Origin of the sequence: Kocuria soli, assembly GCF_003797835.1 — a bacterium.
Lineage (GTDB): Bacteria > Actinomycetota > Actinomycetes > Actinomycetales > Micrococcaceae > Kocuria > Kocuria soli.
On sequence record NZ_RKMF01000015.1, the window covers coordinates 77124 to 98205 of the forward strand.

Annotated in this window: 12 protein-coding genes and 1 pseudogene; 10 read left to right on the forward strand and 3 right to left on the reverse strand. The window is 66.9% G+C overall.

Features of this window, described 5'->3' with window-relative positions:
* The first annotated feature begins 57 nt into the window (after window positions 1–57).
* Window positions 58–1575 (forward strand): MFS transporter, encoded by a 1518-nt coding sequence (locus EDL96_RS11455; protein ID WP_123826244.1) that lies wholly within the window; start codon window positions 58–60, stop codon window positions 1573–1575.
* 123 nt (window positions 1576–1698) lie between these two features.
* On the opposite strand, the gene EDL96_RS11460 is transcribed toward EDL96_RS11455, so the two are convergent.
* From EDL96_RS11460 to EDL96_RS11470, 3 genes are all read right to left on the reverse strand, one after another.
* Window positions 1699–2960 (reverse strand): IS3 family transposase gene (locus EDL96_RS11460; protein WP_123826246.1). Its coding sequence is split into 2 segments (ribosomal slippage): window positions 1699–2612 and window positions 2612–2960, totalling 1263 coding nucleotides; the frame shifts between segments, so codons are not numbered across the junction.
* An 88-nt stretch (window positions 2961–3048) separates the two neighbouring features.
* Window positions 3049–6405: a DNA polymerase III subunit alpha gene (locus tag EDL96_RS11465; RefSeq protein WP_123826248.1), complete on the reverse strand. Its 3357-nt coding sequence runs from the start codon at window positions 6403–6405 to the stop codon at window positions 3049–3051.
* 52 nt (window positions 6406–6457) lie between these two features.
* Window positions 6458–6730: a DUF6504 family protein gene (locus tag EDL96_RS11470; protein ID WP_123826250.1), complete on the reverse strand. Its 273-nt coding sequence runs from the start codon at window positions 6728–6730 to the stop codon at window positions 6458–6460.
* A gap of 1132 nt (window positions 6731–7862) precedes the next feature.
* Between EDL96_RS11470 and EDL96_RS13965 the strand changes: the two genes are divergently transcribed.
* The 9 genes and pseudogenes from EDL96_RS13965 to EDL96_RS11515 all read left to right on the forward strand — a co-directional run bounded on the left by EDL96_RS13965 (window position 7863) and on the right by EDL96_RS11515 (window position 20920).
* Window positions 7863–8708, forward strand: coding sequence for a tyrosine-type recombinase/integrase (locus EDL96_RS13965; protein WP_123826252.1), 846 nt, complete (start codon window positions 7863–7865; stop codon window positions 8706–8708).
* A 301-nt stretch (window positions 8709–9009) separates the two neighbouring features.
* Window positions 9010–10701, forward strand: coding sequence for a hypothetical protein (locus tag EDL96_RS11480; protein WP_123826254.1), 1692 nt, complete (start codon window positions 9010–9012; stop codon window positions 10699–10701).
* A 139-nt stretch (window positions 10702–10840) separates the two neighbouring features.
* Complete coding sequence (locus EDL96_RS11485) at window positions 10841–11905, forward strand: LysM peptidoglycan-binding domain-containing protein (protein ID WP_123826256.1); 1065 nt, start codon at window positions 10841–10843, stop codon at window positions 11903–11905.
* Window positions 11906–12155: 250 nt separating this feature from the next.
* Window positions 12156–12866 (forward strand): hypothetical protein, encoded by a 711-nt coding sequence (locus EDL96_RS11490; RefSeq protein WP_123826258.1) that lies wholly within the window; start codon window positions 12156–12158, stop codon window positions 12864–12866.
* Window positions 12863–16447, forward strand: coding sequence for a MobF family relaxase (gene mobF, locus EDL96_RS11495; RefSeq protein WP_123826260.1), 3585 nt, complete (start codon window positions 12863–12865; stop codon window positions 16445–16447). Before EDL96_RS11490 ends, mobF begins: the two co-directional genes overlap by 4 nt.
* A 39-nt stretch (window positions 16448–16486) precedes the next feature.
* Window positions 16487–17583: pseudogene (locus EDL96_RS11500) on the forward strand (IS3 family transposase).
* Window positions 17584–18090: 507 nt separating this feature from the next.
* A complete protein-coding gene (locus tag EDL96_RS11505; protein WP_233568858.1) occupies window positions 18091–18756 on the forward strand; it encodes an N-carbamoylsarcosine amidohydrolase in 666 nt (221 codons plus the stop codon).
* 80 nt (window positions 18757–18836) lie between these two features.
* Window positions 18837–19979 (forward strand): MFS transporter, encoded by a 1143-nt coding sequence (locus tag EDL96_RS11510; protein ID WP_123826262.1) that lies wholly within the window; start codon window positions 18837–18839, stop codon window positions 19977–19979.
* Window positions 19980–20053: 74 nt separating this feature from the next.
* Window positions 20054–20920, forward strand: coding sequence for an aldo/keto reductase (locus EDL96_RS11515; RefSeq protein WP_123826264.1), 867 nt, complete (start codon window positions 20054–20056; stop codon window positions 20918–20920).
* The last annotated feature ends 162 nt before the right edge of the window (window positions 20921–21082 follow it).

A 21082-nucleotide genomic window follows, 5' to 3' on the forward strand; every position in this document is an offset into this window, starting at 1 on the left:
TCAGCATGCAGGAAGAAGCGGCCAGTCGATGTCCCGTACCCAAGTCACCGTTGCCTCATGACTTCACCTCAGCAGAACTCCCCGACACCGCCGAACACCGCCGTGAGCTCCGACAGCCCGTACCCGAGCGAGGCCGGACAGGTGCAAGGCCGAACGGCGTCCCTGGCGCTACTTGTCATCCTCTTCGCCTCGTTCATGGATCTGGTTGACGTCACCATCGTCACGGTTGCGGCCCCACACATCGCTGCGGACCTGGAGGCCTCACCGGCCCAGTTGCAGTGGACATTGGCGGCCTACACGCTGGCCCTGGGATCGGGCCTGATCACGGGAGGGCGAGTCGGTGACAGCTATGGGCGTCGTCGGGTCTTTCTGGTCTCGCTGACGTGCTTCGCCATCGCCTCCGCGGCCTGTGCTCTGGCCCCGAGTGCTGGTGCGCTCATTGCGGTCCGGGCGGTCCAAGGCCTGGCCGGCGGGTTCATGGTTCCCCAGGTTTTCGGCATCATCCGCTCGTCTTTCGAGCCCCGCTCGATGGCCAAGGCTTTTGGCGCTTTCGGTGCCGTACAAGGCCTGGCTGCCGTCGCAGGGCCGTTGCTGGGTGGTGCGCTCGTCGATGCCGATCTGTGGGGGCTGGGATGGCGGACCATTTTCTGGATCAATGTCCCCACCGCAATCATCGCGTTGATTCTGGGTGTCCGTGTGCTACCCGAGTCCCATGCGCCGATCCGAAGACGCCTCGATGTCATCGGTGCCGTCATGGCGTCGGTCGGAGTGTTTCTGGTCCTTCTGCCGCTGGTGCAGGGCAGGGATTGGGGATGGCCGGGATGGGGGTGGGCACTGCTCGCCGTCGGTGTGCTGGTGCTGGTCGGGTTCCTCGGTTACGAACACGCACTGACGCGCAAGGGCGCTGAACCCGTCTTGGACCCTGCGTTACTGCGCTTGCGCCCATTCACGGCCGGGCTGTCCGCATCGGTGCTGTTCTTCGGGGGCCTCGCGTCGTTCTTCCTCGTGCTATCGATCTACCTTCAGGCCGGTACCGGGAGGTCAGCTTGGGAGACCGGGCTGGTGATGCTCCCCTACGCCATCGGTTCGATGCTGACGTCCGGAGCCGGCGTGGCCTTTGCCCCCAAGGCTGGGCGGGCCCTCCTCGTGACCGGTGCGTTGATGCTGGCCGCATCACAGGCGCTGCTGTGGTGGCTGGTTCGCGACGGCGCCACACCCGGATATTGGTCTCTGGCTGGGGTTCTGTTCATTGGTGGTCTCGGACTGGGACTCGGCGCACCGATTCTGGTGAACGTTGTCCTTGCCGGTGTTCCCGGCCGCGCAGCGGGTGCCGCGGGCGGCGTGTTTTCCACGGTCAATCAGATCGGCGGGGCTGTTGGCGTGGCCTTCCTTGGAACCATCTTCTTCAGTGCGCTCACATCTACGGGCACGGCAACGGCGGCAGGATCGACGACGCCGGGCGAACTCTTCGGGAATGCCCTGGCCCACGTGATGCCCTGGCAAGTGGGCACCTACGTGCTGGCCGCCGTCGCCATGCTTGCCTTGCCCAAAGCCGCCGCAGCCGGGGCGCATTGAGCGGATTTCAGCGGTCCTGAGTTCGGGCCGTGTTCCGAATCCGGCCCGTGTCACCGGCGCCAGAAGAAACAGTGGGTCATGCCGCTGGGGGCCCTACCCCCGGAACTTGGACACAGGGTGTGATTACGCGGCGGTCGGCAGTGTAGCGGCCCGGCGGGCCTCGTAGGTGGACGGGGACAGGTAGCCGCACCAGGTGTGACGGCGGCGGGTGTTGTAGCGGACGAGCCACCTGAAGACCTGCCGGCGGCAGGTCAGCTCGTCTGTCCAGCATGCGGCGTCCTGAAGGACCTCGCGCTTCATGGTGGCGTTGAACGACTCCGCGAGCGCGTTGTCGGCGGACGATCCGATGCCGCCCATGGATTGGGTGACACCGAGCTTCCTGCACAGCTTGGCGTAGGCCTTGGAGCAGTAGACCGACCCGTGGTCGCTGTGGAAGATCGCGCCCTTGAGGCTGCCCCGGGTCGCGGCCGCTGCGTTGAGGGCGTCCTCCACGAGCTCGGTGCGCATGTGGTCGGCGATCGCCCAGCCGGCGAGCCGACGTGAGTAGCAGTCGATCACGGTCGCCAGGTACAGGTTCGTCCCGTCGGCCAACGGCAGGTAGGTGATGTCCCCGACGTAGCGCCGGTTCGGGCGCTCGGCGGTGAAGTCCCGCTTGAGCAGATCCAAATACTTCTGCTCCGACGGCTCGGGGATCGTGGTCCGCACCCGCCGCTTCTTCGCGTAGCCACGGATGCCCTCGAGCCGCATCACCCTGGCCACGCGCTTGTGGTTCACGCGCTCACCGGCAGGGGCGTTGTCGTTGAGCTCGGCGGTGATCCGCGGCGCCCCCTGGGTGTCGTCCTCGGCATGAACGGCCCTGATCCGCGTCGCGAGCTCAGCATCTGCCCGGGCGCGCTCTGCGCGAGCGGGGGCGGCGTTGAGCCAGGCGTAGTAGGACGAGCGCTCGATCTCGACGAGCGCGCACAGTCGCTTCACCTCGAAGGTGGCGGAGTTGTCGGCGACGAACTGGAAGCGACTCACCAGCGCGTCTCCCCGGCGAAATACTTGGCCGCCCGCTGGAGAATCTCCCGCTCGGTGGTGAGCTTGGTCCTCTCGGCACGTAGCGCCGCGTTCCCGGCCTCGAGTCGGGCGATCCTCTGCTCGGGCGCCTCACCCTCGGGTACCGCGGGGCTCGGCCCTGGAGGCTTGGACTGCAACGGGCTGGAGGTCAGCGTTCCGTCGGCGGCGGTCTTCTTGCCGGTCCCGTAGACCTCGAGCCAGCCCCGCAGCGTGCCGCGCACGATGCCGAGGTCCTCGGCGATGCCGCGGACCGTGGCGCCCGGGGTGGACTCGTACAAGTCGACGGCCTGACGACGAAACTCCTCGGAGTAGTTCTTCCTGGCCATGGTTCTCGGATCATCTCGCTTCCCCAGCACCACGTGCTGGATTCAGCGTGTCCAAGAACCGGGGTCAGGCCCCGTACCCGGGTGACCCCTAGCTTGCATATGACCAGACGCGCCCTGATGTCAGCACGTCCTCCTGTCGCTGGGTTGTTAACAGGTCCCAGGCCATGTCACCTACCACACTGATCCCGCGGGCACCCTGCCGCCTGGTGACCCCGCGGACCAACATGTAGTTGGTTCGGAACACCTTGTTCTTGATGCGTTCCTGGGCATCGGGGAAGAACACGATGTTCGACAGCCCTGTGCCGTCGTCCAGGCTCACGAACACCACCCGTTTGCCGCTACGCATGGGTGGGGTGTTGGTGGCGCGACGGACCCCCGCGATCAGCACCTCGGTGTTGTCCGGCAACTCCACGAGCCTCTTGGCGGGGACCACCCCCAGCTGACGGAACAGCGGATGGAACCGTTGCATCTGGTGTTCGGTCACACCCAACCCGAGTTGCTGGAGTTCCAGATCCACCTGTCGTTGACCGTGCAGGTCCAGTGCCGTCACCCCGGAGAGCTCCGGGACGGGCACGGCGAAGTCGAAGGACAACTGCCCGTGGGGAACCTGTTCCGCGGACGCGGTCATGGATCGGACGTAGGTCAGCAGGTCGTGGCGTCGTCGTCGTTCATAACCGATGAACGAGTCCAAGGCACCCACCCGTGCCAGGTTCTCGAACGTGGTGCGGCGGGGGCGGACCTGGTCGCGGAAATCGTGAAGGGTCTTGAAGGGCTGGGCACCGGCGATCCGGGTGCGTTCGGCCTCGGAACTGCCCATGAGCTCACCCAAGGCCATGCGGATCCCGGTACGACCGTCAGGTAAAGGCTCGGTGGCGTAGTCCAACCCGGAATGTTGCACATCCAACGGGAGCAGGGGGATGCCCAGCCTGCGGGTCTCGGCAACCAACAGGTCCTTGGGCCACATCCCTGGATCATGGGTCAACAATCCTGCCAGGAACTCCGCCGGGTGATGGGTCTTCAACCAGGCGCTCTGGTACGTGGGAAGGGCAAAGGCTGCGCCATGCGCCTTGGCGAAACCGAAGGAACCAAACCCTTCCAGGATGTTCCAGACCTTGTCGAGTACGCCCCGTGGGAACCCGCGTTCTGCGCCCTGGGTGTAGACGAGCTCCTGGATGGCGGGCATCTTGTCGGGATTGCCCAACCAGCGGCGGTAAACATCGGCTTTGCCCAGACCGCACCCGGTGATCTCGTCCAGGATCTGCATGATCTGTTCGTGGAAGACCACCACGCCCTTGGTCTCCCACAGGAACGGTTTGAGCCGGGGGTGAATGTAGTCCGGGCGGGCATACCCGTGGCGGGCGGCCAGGTAGCGCTGGGGCATGTCGGACTTCATCGGCCCGGGGCGGAACAGACTGATGTCCACGGTCAGGTCGTTGAACCGTTCCGGTTGCAACTTGCCCACCAGCTCCATCTGTCCGGGGGACTCCACCTGGAAGATCCCCAACGTGTGGGTGGTGCGGATGGTCTCGAAGGTCGGTTCATCGTCCAGAGGGATACGGTCCAGATTGATGCGCTCGCCGGTGTTGCGCCGGATCTCCTCCAGGGCGAACGCCATGGAGGACTGCATTCGGACTCCCAGGATGTCGAGTTTGATCAGGCCCATGGGGTCCATGTCGTGTTTGTCGAACTGGGACATGGGCAACCCCAGCCCGCTGTTCTGCACGGGGGTGCGGTTAAGCAGGGACGTGTCCGAAAGGATCACGCCGCACGGATGCATGGAGATGTGCCGGGGCAGGGAATCCAGCCGCTGGGTCAACTCCACCAGCAGATCCAGTTGTTCGGACTCCCGCACCTGTTGGGCGATTTCACCCAGCTCGGGTTTCTCGGCCAGGGCTCGGCGGAAATGCTTGGCGTCGAAACGCCACAGTTCCTTGGCGATCCGGTCGATCTGTTCCTCCGGCAGCCCCAGGGCCAGGCCGGCGTCCCTCACGGCACCGCGGGACCGGTAGGTGTTGGTCATCGACATCAAGGAAACCCGTTGCTCCCCGAACTCCTTGAACAACCGGTGGTAGATCTCGTGCCGTCTGGCCGACTCCACATCCAGATCGATGTCCGGCAGGCTCAATCGCTCGGGGGAGAGGAAACGCTCCCACAACAAACCGTTGGACAACGGCTCCACCCCGGAGGTCCCCAGCAGGTAGTTCAACACCGACCCCACCCCGGAACCGCGGGCCTGGATCCTGATACCCATGGAACGGATGATCTCTGCCACCCGGGCCACGGTCAGGAAGTACGACGGGAAACCAAGGTGCTCCACCGTGGCCATCTCGTGGGCCAAACGGTCCTCCACCTCGCGTCGTCGACGACGGGTGGCCCGGGGGTAATGGACCTCGACCCCCGCTCGCGCCCGCTCCCACAGCGTGGTCATGGGGTCCCCGTTGACACCGATCACGGAGGCCTCGGGCATCTTGGGCACACCCCACCCCAGGTCCTCGAGGGGGTCCAGGGCGCAGCGCTCACTCAGGCGTTCGGTGGCTTCGAGCAGATCGGCGGCCGTGCGTTGGTGGTCGCCGACCGTGACCACCATGCGCGCGATCCGGTGCATCAGCGGTTCCGGTTTCAGCCAGGCCTGGCCGGTGGGATCCAGTTGGTCGACCTGATCCAGAGGCAGCAGCGTGCGGGTGGAATCGGCCAGATCTGCCGTGACCGCCTCCTCCGGGGTCCCGTAGCGCACCGCATTGGTCAACACGGCGGGCAACGACGACGCCTCGGCCAACCCCAGCATGCGTGTTGCGGGGGTGACGCTGCCTGGCCGACCGGGTTCGGCCAGCCGAGAGACCACCTCAATGTTCAAACAGCCAGGAGGCAATGCCTGCATCCATCCCTCCAACGCCTTCCGGGCCGGGCCGAACCTGCGGTTCTCCACGAGGCGGCCGACGTCGGAGCCCGGCCCCACCAGAATGCTCAGCAGAGGAGCATGAGGTGAGTGCGGCTCCTGCGTCACGGGTCTGTCCCCGCTGCAGCTGGAACCGCCGGTGTTGCTGCGACGTTCCCCGTGAGGGAGAGGGCGCCCGTGGGCGATGCATTCGGCCAGGTCATTCCTGCTGATCGAAGGGTTCTTGGTGTCAACGGCGTGTGCCGCCGACACCGCCTGGCACAGTGCGGCGTACCCGGCCCCGTGGAGGCGCCCGTGGGCGAGGACGACGACGCGCCCCAGCGGGGCGCCGTCGTCGCCCCGGACCGCCAGGTCGGCCCCGAGGACAGGAGCGATGCCTGCCTGGTGACAGGCTCCGACGTGTTTGACGGCCCCGTACAACCCGTCCCGGTCGGTCAGGGCGAGTGCGGAGGACTTCTGGTCTGCTGCCAACTGCACCAAACGCTCCGGGGAAGTGGTGCCGTAATGGGCGGAGAATCCGGAATGGACGTGCAAGTGCGTGAAGGGCATGGACGTACTCGAGTGCTGGTTCTGCTGGCTCCTTGGTCAGGTCAGACGGGGATCACTCCCACTGGACGTAGAGCGCCCATTCGCCGTCGGGTCTGCGGAGGAGGTCGTAGAGGCGGAACTCGGTGCTGTCGCAGGACGCCTCCACTCGCCACAGTTCCTGGTCAATGGTGGTCAGGTCCCCGGCCTCACGCCACCACTTGCGGCGGCGGAAAAAGGCCTGGGGGACCCCTATGACTTCGTACTCGTAGGCACCCCACATGAAAGACCGCGGTTCACCGTCCGGGGCGACGGCCACCGAGATCGGCTGATCGATCATCGTCGGCATGATCGCGACCTCCCCACCCATCCACTCAATGATTCGAACATATGTTCGAGTGTATGGACGGGGTCGGACAGCGCAAGGGCCTCAGATGACCTAATTGCAGTAGAAGATGTCATCCAGGCCAAACAAGCCTCCACCCGCGCAAAAGCCCCCGCGGCGACTTGGTCACCACGGGGGCGTCAGAGAATGGGTGGGCCCTGTGGGGCTCGAACCCACGACCCATGGATTATCAGTCCCACCGATGCCGGCGGGTAGGTAGCTACCTGCTCGCATCACCGATCCGTCAGGGCGTCACCTTGGTGCGGCTCATCTGGCCTCCGGAGCGGAAGTTTCTTCATGTCTCGGCCCCACCGGTTCGTTGGTTCCGGCCTCCAGAACGGCCGACGGGACCGAGCCCATCGCCCTTTGCCCCAATGACACCAGTAGTAGGTCGCGCTGCTGGTTTCAGCACCGCCTCGAACATAAATCTGCCACCGACGAACCCGCGAGATCAGCCCCTTTCCATACGGAACCGGCTCCGCCCAGGTCACACCCGCCCGAATCTCCTCAGGCATGGCTCCATCGGGCGCTCGACTGATCGTCAATTCCAACGGAGCATCCCCAGGGCTCCAGATCGGCACGAGCTGCCTATCGACAACTGCCGTCACCGTGGGATCTCCGTCCTTCGTCTTGGCGAGCCTATCGCCCTCTGTAAAGAGCAATGGCTGAGCCTGGAGGACCGGCGCGGGGCCCAAGATTTCGATGCGTGCCGTCCAGCCGACGATGCTGGCCGGCTGCCCATGCTCGACTGGACGTTGCCCATCACCAGGAGTGATCTCCACCAACATCGCATGTGCCGTTGACTGAGAACGCTCGTGAAGTAAAGCGAGGACGGCCACGATCAAAGCGATCAGAGAGACCACGAGAGTAGTCACGTTCATGGTGAGCTCCATCCCATCAGGATGACAGATGCACCACCCTGCTCCCGTCACACCGCCGCGTTCACACGAAGCTGGCGACACTTGCCGCATGTCACAAACTCCTGCTCTCTCGACAGCATGGACCGACGCCGGCACCTCGTTCTCTACTTGGTTTGTAAGTTCCGGCAGCACTGGCCACGTCACAAGTCCTCCCGGAGTGCACCGAGACTAAGCAGATGTCGACTCAGAGCGATCGCATCCCCCCGTCATGGCGTCAGGCCGTGGAGCAGTTTTCGACATGGCTGACGGCCGCCGGGCGCAGCCAAGGGACCGTGAACCTGCGCGTCTGGTGGATCACCAAGTTAGCCGTGGACTGCGCGCCGGCTGCCCCGTCCACCATCACCTCGGAAGAGATCCTGAGCTGGGGCGCGCGGCACGATTGGTCCCCGAACACGCGCCGTTCGGCCCGCGCAGCTCTCAAGCGCTTCTTCTACTGGGCTCGCGTCACCGGCATCCGCGCAGATGATCCGTCGGAGCTTCTGCTCAGCGTCCAGGTCCCCCGACCGACGCCGCGCCCTGCGCCGATGCGCGTCCTGGCCCATGCCCTAGAGGCAGCCCAGACCGACGCTGAACAGCTCATGCTCCTGCTGGCGTCCTTCGGCGGCCTCCGGCGCACGGAGATCGCCTGCGTGCATGCCGCCGACATCGACGACGACTTCTTGCTCGTGACGGGCAAGGGCGGCGCGCGTCGGTTCGTTCCGATCCACAGCGCCCTCGATCCCTTCCTGCGCCGCGTCCAAGACCGGCAGGGCTGGGCCTTCCCTGGGCGGTTCGGCGGGCATGTCCACCCGGACTACATCGGCAAGCGCATCTCCCGCCTCCTCGGCCCGGGATGGACGGCCCACACGCTCCGACACCGCTTCGCCACGGAGTGCTATCGCGCCTCCCGCGACTTGCTGGCCGTCCAGCAGCTCCTCGGACATGCCTCCGTGGCGACCACACAGATCTATGTCGGCGTAGATCGAGATGCCCTTACGGCCGCGGTCGCCGCGATCCCGAAGCCACCGCAATCCGCGCGGTGACGACTCGGGGGCTGCCGCCGCCCCCGAACCCCGGCGGCAGGGGCTCGGCCCCTGCACCCTCGTTCCGCCGACACCCGGCGGTCGCTGCGCTCCCTTGGGCACCGCCGGCCGGGAGATCGGCGCCTAAGCGCGCGGGACGAGCTCGGGGAACGTCCGAGTCAAAGGTGAACTACGCGCGGGGTTGCTTCTCCGATGACGGAGGGAGGCGCAGACGTCCTCGCAAATCCGTTCCAGGGGGGATCCTGTGACAACGACAATCACGCTCACGCCGACGCTGACTCTCAGCGTCGCCGATCGGCGCATGAACCAATCCTCGATCGACCCGGTCTGGGCGACGATCACGCAGCACATCCGGGCGACCGGCCTCGTTTCCAAGATAGCTGTCCTCGACGGCAATGAGCTGCTGCGTATGTGGCAGCTCTCGCCCGACGGCACCCGCACGCAGCTGGAGATCGTTCCGACGACCACGCCCGATGAGGCAGAATTCCGTCTGCTGCTCTCGCCGTGGCTGATGTCCGTCCCCTACGAGGACGGTCCTGATGTTCGCGAGGTCTCGACGCTGTCCGTCGCCCGCGCTCAGGCCACCGACGCGGCTACGGCCGGCAACGTCAATCTCATCCTCCAGACGACCGGCACCGACGAGGACACGTCCGAGCTGATCGAGCCCTCCGTGCCTGAGACCGTGACCGCGCCCCAGGCCCTCGACGACGAGCCCGAGGACGATCTGTTCGAGGAGCTGGCCGACGGGGACACCGGCCCCAGCGAGGCGCAGCGGAAGTTCCGCCGCCGAGCCATCCTCGGCGGATCAGCACTGGGACTGTTCCTGCTCGGCTCCGTCTCCGCTGCCGGATGGGCATTGTTCAACGCCCCGGGCACCAGCCCGGAGTCGACCCCCGAAGCCGCAGCCACATCTTCCGCCCCTAGCGCCACGCCCGAGCCCTCCGAGTCAGCGACCGCGCTCGTCTCGCAGGCGCTGCCCCCTGCTGGATTCTCTGGCACCCCGTCTTGGGAAGTCGTTGGTGCGACAGATCAAAGCTCCGGCATGACCTGGAACGGCGCGCACGTCGGTGCGGTCTCCGGCCGGGCCCTCGATGTCGTGGAGACCGATTCCGGGGAGATCGCCGAGTCCGTCACCCTGCCGACCCCGCCCACCACCGGCCCGGCCCCGCTGCGCGACGGTGATGACGGCGGGATGCTGCTGGCGACCGATGACCGCGTGATGACCTGGTCCCAGGAGCACGGACTCGTCGACTCCGAGATCGGGGAAGACGACCGACTCGTGCTGCGCGGCACAACGGCCTTCACCGTCCCGCAGAACGACGACGTTCGCCCCGATGCGCTCCAGCTCGTGACCACGGACGGCTTCCACGAGATCGTCTCCCCCGACTCCTCCGCCGCCCCGATCGGCCCGACTCGCAATGGCGGCTTCCTGTGGGCCACCAACGATGAGGGCGGCACCCTGCTGCTCGCCAACGAGGACGGCGAGGAAGAGTCCAGCACCCGCCTCATCGGCCCGTCGGAGAACACCACGATCTCCCAGTGGCTCGGAGCATCCGAGGACTACGCCGCAGCCATCTGGGCCAACGACGGGTCCGGCAGCGTGATCGCCGTCCATGACGCCGAGACCGGCAAGATCGTCGACACCTACGAGATGGGAACCACAGGGGCCGGTGCTGGAATGCGCATCGTGCCCTCCACCGACGGTCAGCAGCTCGTCGCTGGATCGACGCTCATCGACCTCGACACGGGCAAGATCGAAGGCTCCGTCTCCGCCGGGTCCTCGACCACCCAGACCGTCGAGACCGTTCCCGGCGGATGGACCTCCACCGCTTCCGACGGCACCCAGACCCTCATCGGCCCCGACGGTGAATCCCTGGAGTCCCCCGAGACCACCGAATCTCTGCTCGGCCTCACCGAGTCCGGAGAGATCGTCGTCGACCACCGCGGCGCCATCGCCGCCTTCACCCCTGCTACCGAAGGAGAGAGCCAGTGACTATTCCAGACCCGCACAGCAGCCGGTGCCGTGGACCGGGCCCCCTCGGAGATCCGGCCCATCTCCAGCTCGGCACCGGCAAGGCCGCGTCCATTCCCGCACAGATCACCGACCCCCGTTCCACCGAAGGAGACCTCCGATGAACACCCGCACTCGCAGCCTCCTGGCTGCCGCAGTCATCACCCCGGCCGTCGCGTTCACGTCCCTGACCCCCGTGATGGCCGACGACGACCTGGGGCTGCCGATCTCCCCGGCCCCCGTCGAGGACGCCCCCGATCCCACGGAGGACACCGGCATCGACCCCGGCAGCCCCTCCGAGGAGCCGGACACTCCCGCCGAGCCGGAGACCCCGATCGACCCCGAGACCCCGGAGACGCCGGCAGAACCCGAGACCCCCGCCGTTCCGGAGACGCAGCCCGAGCCCGAGGCTCCTGCCGAGCCGGCACCGGACGTTCCGACTCCCGCGGCCCCTGCCGTTCCGGAGACGCAGCCCCAACCCGCTGTACCGGCAGCGCCCCAGGCTCCGGCACCCGCGCCCTCCGTGCAGCCGTCGGCCCCTGCTGCCGAACCGGCACCTGCTCCTGCCGCACGACCGTCGGCCCCGACGTCCGCTCCGGCACCCGCCGCGCAGCCGTCGATCTCGGCACCGGCACCGGCACCGGCACCGGCACCGGCAGAGTCTGCCGCGCCGGCATCTACCCCGGCACCGGCACCTTCCGCGCAGCCGAAGGCCCCGACCCCGGCACCGGCGGCTTCTTCCGCTCCGGCACCGGCAAGCACCTCGGCACCCGCGCCGGCTGCCGCGCCCTCGGCATCCGGCCCCGCGGCCCCGGCAACGGAGACGCCGGTCATGCCGCAGCGCTCGTTCATCCCCCCGGCCCCTACCACGGCAGAGTCCGAGCCGGCACCGGCCATTCCGACCCCCTCGGCCCCGACCGCTCCGAAGCCCACCACAGTTCCCCAGCAGTCGATCCCCGGCAGCCTCTTCGCACCCGAGGCCGACCCCGCGGAGATCCCGACCGAGCACCCGCACGGAACGCATGAGTACGTGATCATCCCCGGGGACACCCTCAGCGAGATCGCCGAGCGATACGACATCGAGGGCGGATGGCAGGCCCTCTACGCCGCCAACGACGACACCCTCCGCTCCGGAGCTCCCGACCTGATCTTCCCCGGAGAGATCATCACCCTGAACCTGAGCTGACCTACCAGCAGCTCACCTAGACCTCAGCCCCTCCAGTTCATCCCCCCCCCCTGGAGGGGCTGAGCCATATCCACAGCCGCCCGCCCGAGACCACCGGCCACCCCGCCACGCAGGCCCGCAGGAGAGCCCAGCCCACCTGCACAAGATCCAGACCAAACCACTGCACACACGTCTGGCACCAAGGTGCACTGCCGCCGAGTCGACTCGGCGGCACGACTTACGTTCCGCATGCCTACAGCGATGGCCCTGCATGAGCCGTTCCCTCCGTTGCGCAGCCTGCGCCACCCCCATTCCCGATCCGCGGCCCACGCAGAGGTTCTGTAACAAGCGCTGCCGAGACCGCGCCAATTGGCGTCGCTCCCGTGGCCTCCCCGAGCAGGACCCAGCGACCAAGGACCAGGACCTTCCGAGCATCACCAAGCTCGATCGGCAGATCGCGGGCAAAGACCGCACGATCGCCCGGCTCCGGGCCGGTCGTCAGGTTGACCGGGATCGAGCCCGTGCAGCCGAGGTCGCTGCCGCTGCCGCCGACCGCCGGGCTGAGCGCGCGATCGAGTCGATGGGTCGAGATCAGCACGCGATCAGCCGGAGGAACGCGGACCTGGCCGATGCACTGCGGCAAGTCCGGCAGGAGGCCAAGACCCAGAGCGAGCACGTCGATCAGCTGCGCGAGGTCCTGACCCGCTTCCGGGTCGATGCCGAGCAGCGCGAGCAGGCCGAGCGGCAAGTGCCGATCCAGACCATCCGCCGGCAATGGGAAGCGCTTGCCGCGCGCCTCGCCCGGCAGGCCTCCGGCAAGACCGCGCTGCCGCTTGCCGGGCTCGATCAAGAGGTCGTCACCACCTGGCAACGCCTCCGGCAACAGACCCCGGCACCCTCCAGTAGCTCTGCCGACGGCAAGGCCCCCGCACCGGCACGCCCCACCCGCCCGACCGCTCGACCCAAGAGGAAGAACCGATGACCGTGTCCATCTCGAAGATGTCCGTGGAGTACTACTTGGAAAAGGTCGCCATCGGCGATGCCGCCGTGGCCGGCACAGGCAGCCGCGACCTGACCCGCTACTACACCTCTGCCGGCGCGCCTCCGGGCCGCTGGATCGGTGCCGGCACCGCCGGGCTCGGCATCGACGCCGGCACGCGAGTGACCGCTCGCGCGGCACGCCGTCTCCTCCAGGACTCCGCTCACCCCGACACCGGCGAGCCACTCGGGCGCGCGCCGGCTGCCGCCCGCCCGGCACCGGAAAGGGCGAAGACTCCTGCCGGCAGACTCGCCAAGAGCGACCGGCAGCCCGTGGCCGGATTCGATCTCACGTTCTCCGTGCCGAAGTCGGTCTCCGTGCTGTGGGCGATGGCCGATGAGCCGACGAAGGCCGCAGTGCATGCCGCGCATCGCGCTGCGCTCGATCAGACCCTGTCCTGGCTGGATGATCGGGGCGTCCAGACCCGTGCCGGGCATGCCGGCGTGGCCAAGGTCGCCACCCGCGGACTCGTCGCGACCGCGTTCGATCACTGGGACTCTCGCGCCGGTGATCCCCAGCTGCACACGCACGTCGTGGTCGCCAACCGCATCCAGCGCGCCTCGGACGGCGCGTGGACCACCCTGGATTCTTACGCGCTGCACAAGAACGTCGTGGCAGCCTCCGAGCGTTTCAACGGACTCCTGTTCGACGAGCTCGCCCGGACCCTGGGCACTCAGGCCGAAGTCCGCGGCGACATCCCCTCCCAAGATGCCGACGGCCTGGCGATCGCTGATCGGAACGCCCGGATTGAGCTGGCCGGTGTCCCCGACGAGCTGATCGACGAGTTCTCCTCCCGCGCCCACGCCATCGAGCAGGAGAAGGACCGCCTCGCCGCCAAGTGGGAAGCCGATCACGGCACACCCCCTACTGGAGCGGATCTCCTGGCCCTGCGCCAGCAGGCGACGCTGTCCACGCGCACCGCCAAGGACACCGACGACGACCGCAGCCTGGAGCACAAGTCCGTGGATTGGAGAGCACGCGTTGAAACCGTCGGCGTCGACCCGTCCTCCGTCCTCTCCAGAGCGCTCGGCCAGTCACCGACCGTCCTGAGCGCTGACGACGTCCAGAGCGAGACCCTGACTCAGATCGCTGATCGCGCCATCACGACCGTGTCCGCCCAACGCGCCACGTTCACTCGCGCGAATGTCCATGCCGAGATCTCCCGCTGCCTCGCCGCCGTGCGCTGCCACTCTGCCGCTGACCGAGATCGTCTCCTCGACGTCGTCACAGATCAGGCCCTGGAGTCCACGGTCAGACTGAGCCCGCACCGCTACGAGCCCTCGATGGATTTCCACCCCGGGTTGTCCTCCGGAGCCGATCACGCCTTCAACGAGCCGGCCTCCTATGCCACCTCCGATCAGGTCGACGCCGAGCAGCGCCTGATCAACGCCGCGACCAACGACCAGGCCCCGACCGCGGCCGACGTCGATCGTGCCGGCCAGATCCTCGATGCCGTGACCGTCGGCGACGGACACGCCCTCGCAGCCGATCAGCGTGAAGCCGCGCTGCGCATCGCGGCCGCGCCTCAATCGCTGACCGCACTGATCGGCCCGGCCGGCACTGGCAAGACCACCTGCCTGTCCGCCTTGCGTCAGGTGTGGGAGGACCAGCACGGACCGGGCAGCATCGTCGGCCTGGCTCCCTCCGCAGTTGCCGCCTCCGTGCTCGGCAAGGAGATCGACGTCCCCACGGACAACGTCTCTAAGTGGCTCTGGGAGTCGACCGGCCCCGGCGCACAGCACCGCCAGGAGCAGATCGCCCAGACACAGCAGCAGATGGCACACCTGCTCTCCCGCCTCGACGAGACCCCCTCGGCAGCCCAGCAGCGATCGCTGCGCCGCCTCAACGCCACGCTGACCCAGCTGGACGCCGAACAGGACCGCTTCCAGATGCGCCCCGGGCAGCTGGTCATCGTCGATGAAGCGTCGATGACCGGCACCCATGCCCTCGACCAGCTGCGCGATCAGGCCCGGCGGGCCGGGGCAAAGATCGTGGCCGTCGGTGACCCCGCCCAGCTCGGCGCGATCGAGGCCGGTGGCACCCTCGGCTGGATCGAACGCCACCAGAGCAACCACGACGTCACCGCCGCCACGCTGACCTCCGTGTGGCGCTTCAAGAACGACTGGGAGGCCGAGAATTCCCTGGCCCTGCGCCGCGGCGACCACGCCGCGATCGACACCCTCATGGACCACGGCCGCGTCAGCCAAGTTGCCACCCCGGACGACGTCGAATCCGCAGCCTTCGACCAGTGGGCCACCGCCCGCACGAAGGGCTCCGCGCTGCTCATCGCCTCCACCCAGGACGCCGTCGACCGCCTCAACTCCCAGGCCCAGGATCTGCTGCGCTCCGAAGGCGAGATCGACCACACCCGCACCGCCGGCCTCGCCGGCGACTCAGAAGCCGGTGTGGGTGATCGCATCCTCACCCGTCGCAACGAGCGCCAGGTCCTCGACGACCGAGGCGAGTTCATCAAGAACGGCGACCTGCTCACCGTGGCCCGCCTCCACGCCGACGGCACGTTGGAGGCCACCCGCGATAACGGAGCCGCCGTCCACCTGCCCCGCAACGTCCTGGAGCACACTCAGCTGGGCTACGCCTCCACCGCCCACCGCTCCCAGGGCGTGACCGTGGACCGGGCGATCACCGCCGTCGATCCGGCAGCGACCTCCCGCGAGACCTTCTATGTCGGCATGACCCGTGGCCGGCACTCCAACACGGCCGTGCTGTCCCAGCCCGAGCCGGCCGACGATGGCCCCGATCCCTGGCAGATGATCAAGGAGATCACCCCGGCCACGGCCCGCGACCAGCTCACCCGCGTGCTCGACCGCTCCGAGACCGAGCTGACCGCGCACGAGGTGCGCGACCACGCCCACGGATGGGACGCCGACCTGCCGCACCTAACGGACGAACTGCGCTATGTCGGTCAGGCGATCGCCACCCGTCAGGCCGTCGACTGGGTCCGCCAGACTCACGGCCCCGATGCCGTGACCCGGTGGGCTAACACCGAGCACTGGAACGCGATCATCAACGAGCTCACCCGCGGACACCAGCTGCCCGACAGCCCTGTCGAGACTCCGCGAGAAGCCCTCGCCGCGATCAAGGACACGCCTCAGCAGCACCGCGAGGCCGGCCACGGAGGCCTCACCGTCCCCCGCGCCGAGACTCCCGCCGAGATCCAGACCGTCGAGCAGGTCTTCGACAAGATCTCCGCTCGCCTCGCGACCCTCCGAACCCAGACCCGCGACGAGCCCTGGCGAGCCGACATTGAGCCCTTGACGCCCGAGCGCGTGGACGCCGCCCTGATCGCCCGGCAGCTGTGCCACTGGCATGACGAATACAAAGTCCTGCCTGACCAGACCCCCTCCGACCCACGCGCAGCCGAGGCCTGGCACGCCTTCCGCACCACGGCCACAGCCACAGCCGACACCGAGCAGACCTCATCGCCTCAGGGCCCACCGACTCCCGCCCCGGACGCCCTGCGCCCGGAGGACTACGGGACTGCTGTACGAATAGGTGACATCTAATCTGTGACGCCGTGAGGTGTCGCTGGAAGCATGGACACCGTGCCCAAGCCCTATCCCCAGGAGTTCCGCGACGACGTCGTGCGCGTCGCCCGTGACCGTGAACCTGGCCAGACCATCAAGCAGATCGCCGCGGACTCCGGCATCGCCGAGTCCTGTTTGCGTAACTGGATGCGCCAGGCCGACGTCGAGGACGGTTCCAAGCCCGGAACGACCGCCGCCGAGCACACCGAGCTGCGCGAGGCCAAGAAGCGGATCCGGCTACTGGAGCAGGAGAACGAGGTCCTGCGCCGGGCCGCGGCCTACCTGTCCCAGGCCAACCTGCCGTCAAAAGGCTCTACCCGCTCGTGAGAGAGCTCGCCGTCGATGGGGTCCCCGTCGCGGTGTCCTTGCGGGTCCTGAAGCTCTCTCGCGCTCCGTACTACCGGTGGTTCACGCAGCAGGTCACCGTGGCTGAGCTGACCGAGGCGTACCGTGCCAACGCTCTGTTCGACGCGCATCGGGACGACCCGGAGTTCGGCTCGAGGTTCCTCGTCGAGGAAGCCCGCGCGACTGGCGAGGCGATGTGCGAACGCACGGCGTGGAAGATCTGCCGCGACAACCAGTGGTTCTCCGCGTTCGGGAAGAAGCGCGGGAAGAACGGCAAGCGCCCGGGCCCACCCGTGCATGACGATCTCGTCAAGCGCGACTTCACCGCATATGACGTGAACGAGCTGTGGCTAACCGACATCACCGAGCACTGGACCGAGGAGGGCAAGTTGTATCTCTACGCGATCTAGGACGTGTTCTCCGGGCGGATCGTGGGCTACTCGATGGACTCGCGGATGAAGGCCCGCCTCCCGGTGAATGGCCTGGCCATTGCCGTGACGCGTCGCGGAGAGGTGGCCGGGTGCATCGTACATTCGGACAGAGGATCCCAGTCAGTTCCGGGCGCGGTCATTCGTGCACGCGGTGAACAGCCATCACCTGGTCGGCTCGATGGGCCAGGTCGGCGCGGCTGGGGACAAGGCGGCGATGGAATCGTTCTTCGCGCTGCTGCAGAAGAACGTCCTGGCCCGCCGCCGGCAGGCCCGGCTGGGCCGATTGACCCCCTCGAGTACGAGACCATCCTGGGCCCGGCCGTACACCTCGCGGCCTGACACCTCAACTGTCACCTGATCGTGCAGCAGTCCCTCCTGTGCGGTGGAGAAGGTTTCGTGCAGGTCAGGGGCCCGGGCGGCGACTACGTCGATGCCCTCGTGCAGATACCGGTAGGCCATGGCCTGCGACAGCCCATGATCTTGCCCCAGGTTCCTCACCCGGGTGTGGTCACGGAACCAGCGAAGCACCAGCTTCGCCTGCGTCCGGGCCGTTCCGGCCCGCTGGAAGGATCGCCTATCATGGGCCCAGCGGTGGCGGTGCAGCAGGCCGGTGAGAAAGTCCAGGGTTTCGATCGGCAGGTCGCTGATGGCAGAGTAGACAAACACGTAGTCCTTGTTCGCGGATAGGTTTCCTGGCGATCTCCGTCCTGCTCGAGGGCCCTGCGCCAGGCCAACTCGCTCCTGCCACTGGTTCACGCCCCTGCTAGGCACCTCGCCTGGTGAGAAAACCTCAGTCCTGAAGAAGAGTCACAGACCGACCACGACCGTCCCAACAAGCCACAGGAGATGCAGACCATGTTCAGCGGCGCTGCACTGAAGCAGTACGAACGTCTTCCAGCAGACTTCAAGACCAAAGGTCTAGGTGGCCGGACTGGCTATGGGCAGCGCCCGATGCTGCTAGTCATCGACCTGATCCGGGGGTTCACCGACACGAGATCCCCCCTGGCAGGCGAGCTCGATTCTCAGCTACGGGCAGCCCAACAGCTGCTCGCGGACGCTCGAGACTCCGACATACCAGTGATCTTCTCGACGGCCGCCTACAATTCCGACCTCCAGGGGGCCGGAAAATGGATCCGCAAGATTCCTTCCAGCAGCTGGCTGGTGGAAGGGAGCGAGTGGGTGGAGCTGGACGAACGGCTCGATCGCCGCGAGAACGAGATGCTGTTGGTCAAAAAATATGCATCCTGCTTCTTCAGCACGGACCTGGCGGCCCGGCTGATCTCGCGGGCCGTGGACACGGTGATACTCGTCGGCTGCACGGCCAGCGGTTGCATCCGCGCCACCACCGTGGACGCCTGCTCCTACGGGTTCCACACGGTTGTCGTGGAAGAGGGTCTTGGAGACAGGGCCGAGCTGCCGCACCTTGCCAGCCTCGTCGACATCGACAACAAGTACGGTGACGTGGTGAGCCTGGACGACGCCAGCGACTACCTCCAGCATGTCTGCGGCTAAAAACGGTGAGGGTAAGCCCCCGCCCACCGGGGGACCCACCGGAACGCCCGGCCGAACAAGCTTCCGCCACGAGGAACCCCATGCCCTCCGTCGGCCGTGACAGAGTGTTGAGTGCGCTGGCCATCTTCCTGTTCGGCGTCGCACTAGGCACCCTCTCCGTCGTCGTACCCTTACTGGGAGTTAATGCTGGCTACAGCGCCAGCGAGATCGGCATGCTGGTGGCTGTGGCTGCCGTCGCGCAGCTCATCACACGCCTCTGCATGGGCGCGCTCATGCGCAGAATCCCGGACAAATGGTTCCTCATAGCTTCCGGGGTGATGATTGCAGTTTCGTGCGCACTCCTGGCAATCTCTCCCACGTTCATAATCTTCGTGGCATCCCAGTTGATGCAGGGAGCAGCCCGGGCTTTCTTCTGGACCAGCAACCAGACTCACGCCGTCCGCACCTCGGCCTCAGCAGTCAACGGGCTGCGAGATGTCAATCTGACGGCTGGCGTCGGCGCGCTTCTCGGGCCTGCGGTGGCCGGCTACCTCTGGGAGGTCTCGGTCCAGCTTCCACTGGCACTGGGAGCCGTTGCGGGGTCCATGGCCGTCCTCCCTGCGGCCATGCTGATCAGGTTTCCTCCGTTCGCGCCCAGGCCCGTTGCCCGCAGGAACCAGGAGAAGCATCTATGGCGACGCTCCGGCGTCAATGCAGCCTGTTGGATGAATGCTGCCGCAGGCGCATGGAAGAGTCTTCTGGACTCCTACGTTCCGCTCGCCCTATCCCTGGCAGGGCAGTCGGCTGCAGTCATTGGCATCCTGCTGTCCATTGCCAACACGACCATCCTTGCTGGCAGCGCCTTCGGCGGCTGGATACACAGACAGGGGATCAGGGCATCTCTGATTACCGGCGTCTTCGCGACAGGACTCGGTGTGGCCGCAACGGGACCGTTCGCCGGGCTCACGGCCCTCGTGGCTGTCTCCCTGGCCGTCTCCGGCATCGGCGCCGGGATCCTGCAGACCGTTGGCCCCGCCATCGCGGCCGAGAAGGTGGACCCGGAGGAACGTGGGGACGCCCTGGCTCTCACGGGCACCTTCCGGGCTATGGCGCTCATGCTTACACCAGTGGGTATGGCAGGAGTGGTGGCCATTGCCCCAGTGGCGGCCGCACTGCTGGCCGCGGGTCTTTTCATCACCGCCCCGGCGGCCATCACCCGGAGGTCGAACAAGGGTGTTACCTGAGCGACACAGATCCTGACCCCCGACCGCTCGCATTCAGAGACCGAAACTTCAAACACTACGCCGAAAGGTTGTTCATGATAACGAAAACTCACCCAAACAACGAATACGCGGCGGCCCCACGGCTGAACCTGCTGCACGGGCACCGCATTCCGCACCTGGGACTGGGCACCTGGCCGCTCGTGGGCGAGGAGTGCGAAGCGGTCGTCCGCTACGCGGTTCGAAGCGGATACCGGCTCGTTGACACTGCGTTCCAGTACCGCAACGAAGATGCCGTGGGACGAGGTATCCGTACGGCCGACGTCCCCCGGGAGGAACTGTTCGTCTCCAGCAAATTCAATAAGGAGTCCCACAGCGTCGATGGCGTCCAGCGGGCCTATGACCGCAGTCTCCAGGCCCTCGGTCTCGACTACCTGGACATGTTTATGTGTCACTGGCCGGTGCCTGCTCAGGGCCGTTACGTCGAAGCGTGGAAGGGCCTCGTCAAGCTCCTCCACGAGGGACGTGTCAAGGCCATCGGCGTCTCCAACTTCAAGCCAGCACACCTGGAGAAGATCATCTCCGCGACAGACGTTGTCCCCGACGTCAATCAGATCCAGCTCAGCCCCGACCTCGCACGCCTGCCGCCGCGGGCCGTCCACCAGAGTCTGGGAGTTGTCACGGAAGCGTGGAGTCCCATCGGCCGCGAATCGGGCTTGCGCGACCACCCGATAGTGGTGGAGATCGCACACAGAACGGGACGGACTCCGGCGCAGGTCCTCCTCCGGTGGCACGTGCAACAGGGAATCGTCCCAATCCCCCAGGCTGCCAAGCCCGAATGGCTGGCGGAGAACATCTCGGTGTTCGACTTCTGCCTGACGCCCGGAGACATGGAAGCCATGGCAGGACTCGACCGCGGTGAACAGGCCGCGCGCGATTCGGACGCCCCCGAGAACGGCCACTAACTCCCCAGCCTGCTGCCGCGCACCAGTGGGTAAAACGGCTCTTCACAGATGGCGGTGTAGCTCGTTCCTGAAGCCCCTGGTGTCGAGCAGAGAGCGGGTGATGTAGTGACCGAGGTTGCCGAAGCCCAGGGCGGTGCCTCGCAGGTGCTCCGGCCGGCCGTT

What these genes read in the sequence shown, in the direction of transcription:
- EDL96_RS11480 (WP_123826254.1), top strand. Translation starts at nt 9,010, where the DNA reads ATGAACCAATCCTCGATCGACCCGGTCTGGGCGACGATCACGCAGCAC.
- EDL96_RS11470 (WP_123826250.1), bottom strand. Translation starts at nt 6,730, where the DNA reads ATGCCGACGATGATCGATCAGCCGATCTCGGTGGCCGTCGCCCCGGAC.
- EDL96_RS11505 (WP_233568858.1), top strand. Translation starts at nt 18,091, where the DNA reads ATGCAGACCATGTTCAGCGGCGCTGCACTGAAGCAGTACGAACGTCTT.
- EDL96_RS11515 (WP_123826264.1), top strand. Translation starts at nt 20,054, where the DNA reads ATGATAACGAAAACTCACCCAAACAACGAATACGCGGCGGCCCCACGG.
- EDL96_RS13965 (WP_123826252.1), top strand. Translation starts at nt 7,863, where the DNA reads ATGTCGACTCAGAGCGATCGCATCCCCCCGTCATGGCGTCAGGCCGTG.
- EDL96_RS11455 (WP_123826244.1), top strand. Translation starts at nt 58, where the DNA reads ATGACTTCACCTCAGCAGAACTCCCCGACACCGCCGAACACCGCCGTG.
- EDL96_RS11485 (WP_123826256.1), top strand. Translation starts at nt 10,841, where the DNA reads ATGAACACCCGCACTCGCAGCCTCCTGGCTGCCGCAGTCATCACCCCG.
- mobF (WP_123826260.1), top strand. Translation starts at nt 12,863, where the DNA reads ATGACCGTGTCCATCTCGAAGATGTCCGTGGAGTACTACTTGGAAAAG.
- EDL96_RS11490 (WP_123826258.1), top strand. Translation starts at nt 12,156, where the DNA reads ATGAGCCGTTCCCTCCGTTGCGCAGCCTGCGCCACCCCCATTCCCGAT.
- EDL96_RS11510 (WP_123826262.1), top strand. Translation starts at nt 18,837, where the DNA reads ATGCCCTCCGTCGGCCGTGACAGAGTGTTGAGTGCGCTGGCCATCTTC.
- EDL96_RS11465 (WP_123826248.1), bottom strand. Translation starts at nt 6,405, where the DNA reads ATGCCCTTCACGCACTTGCACGTCCATTCCGGATTCTCCGCCCATTAC.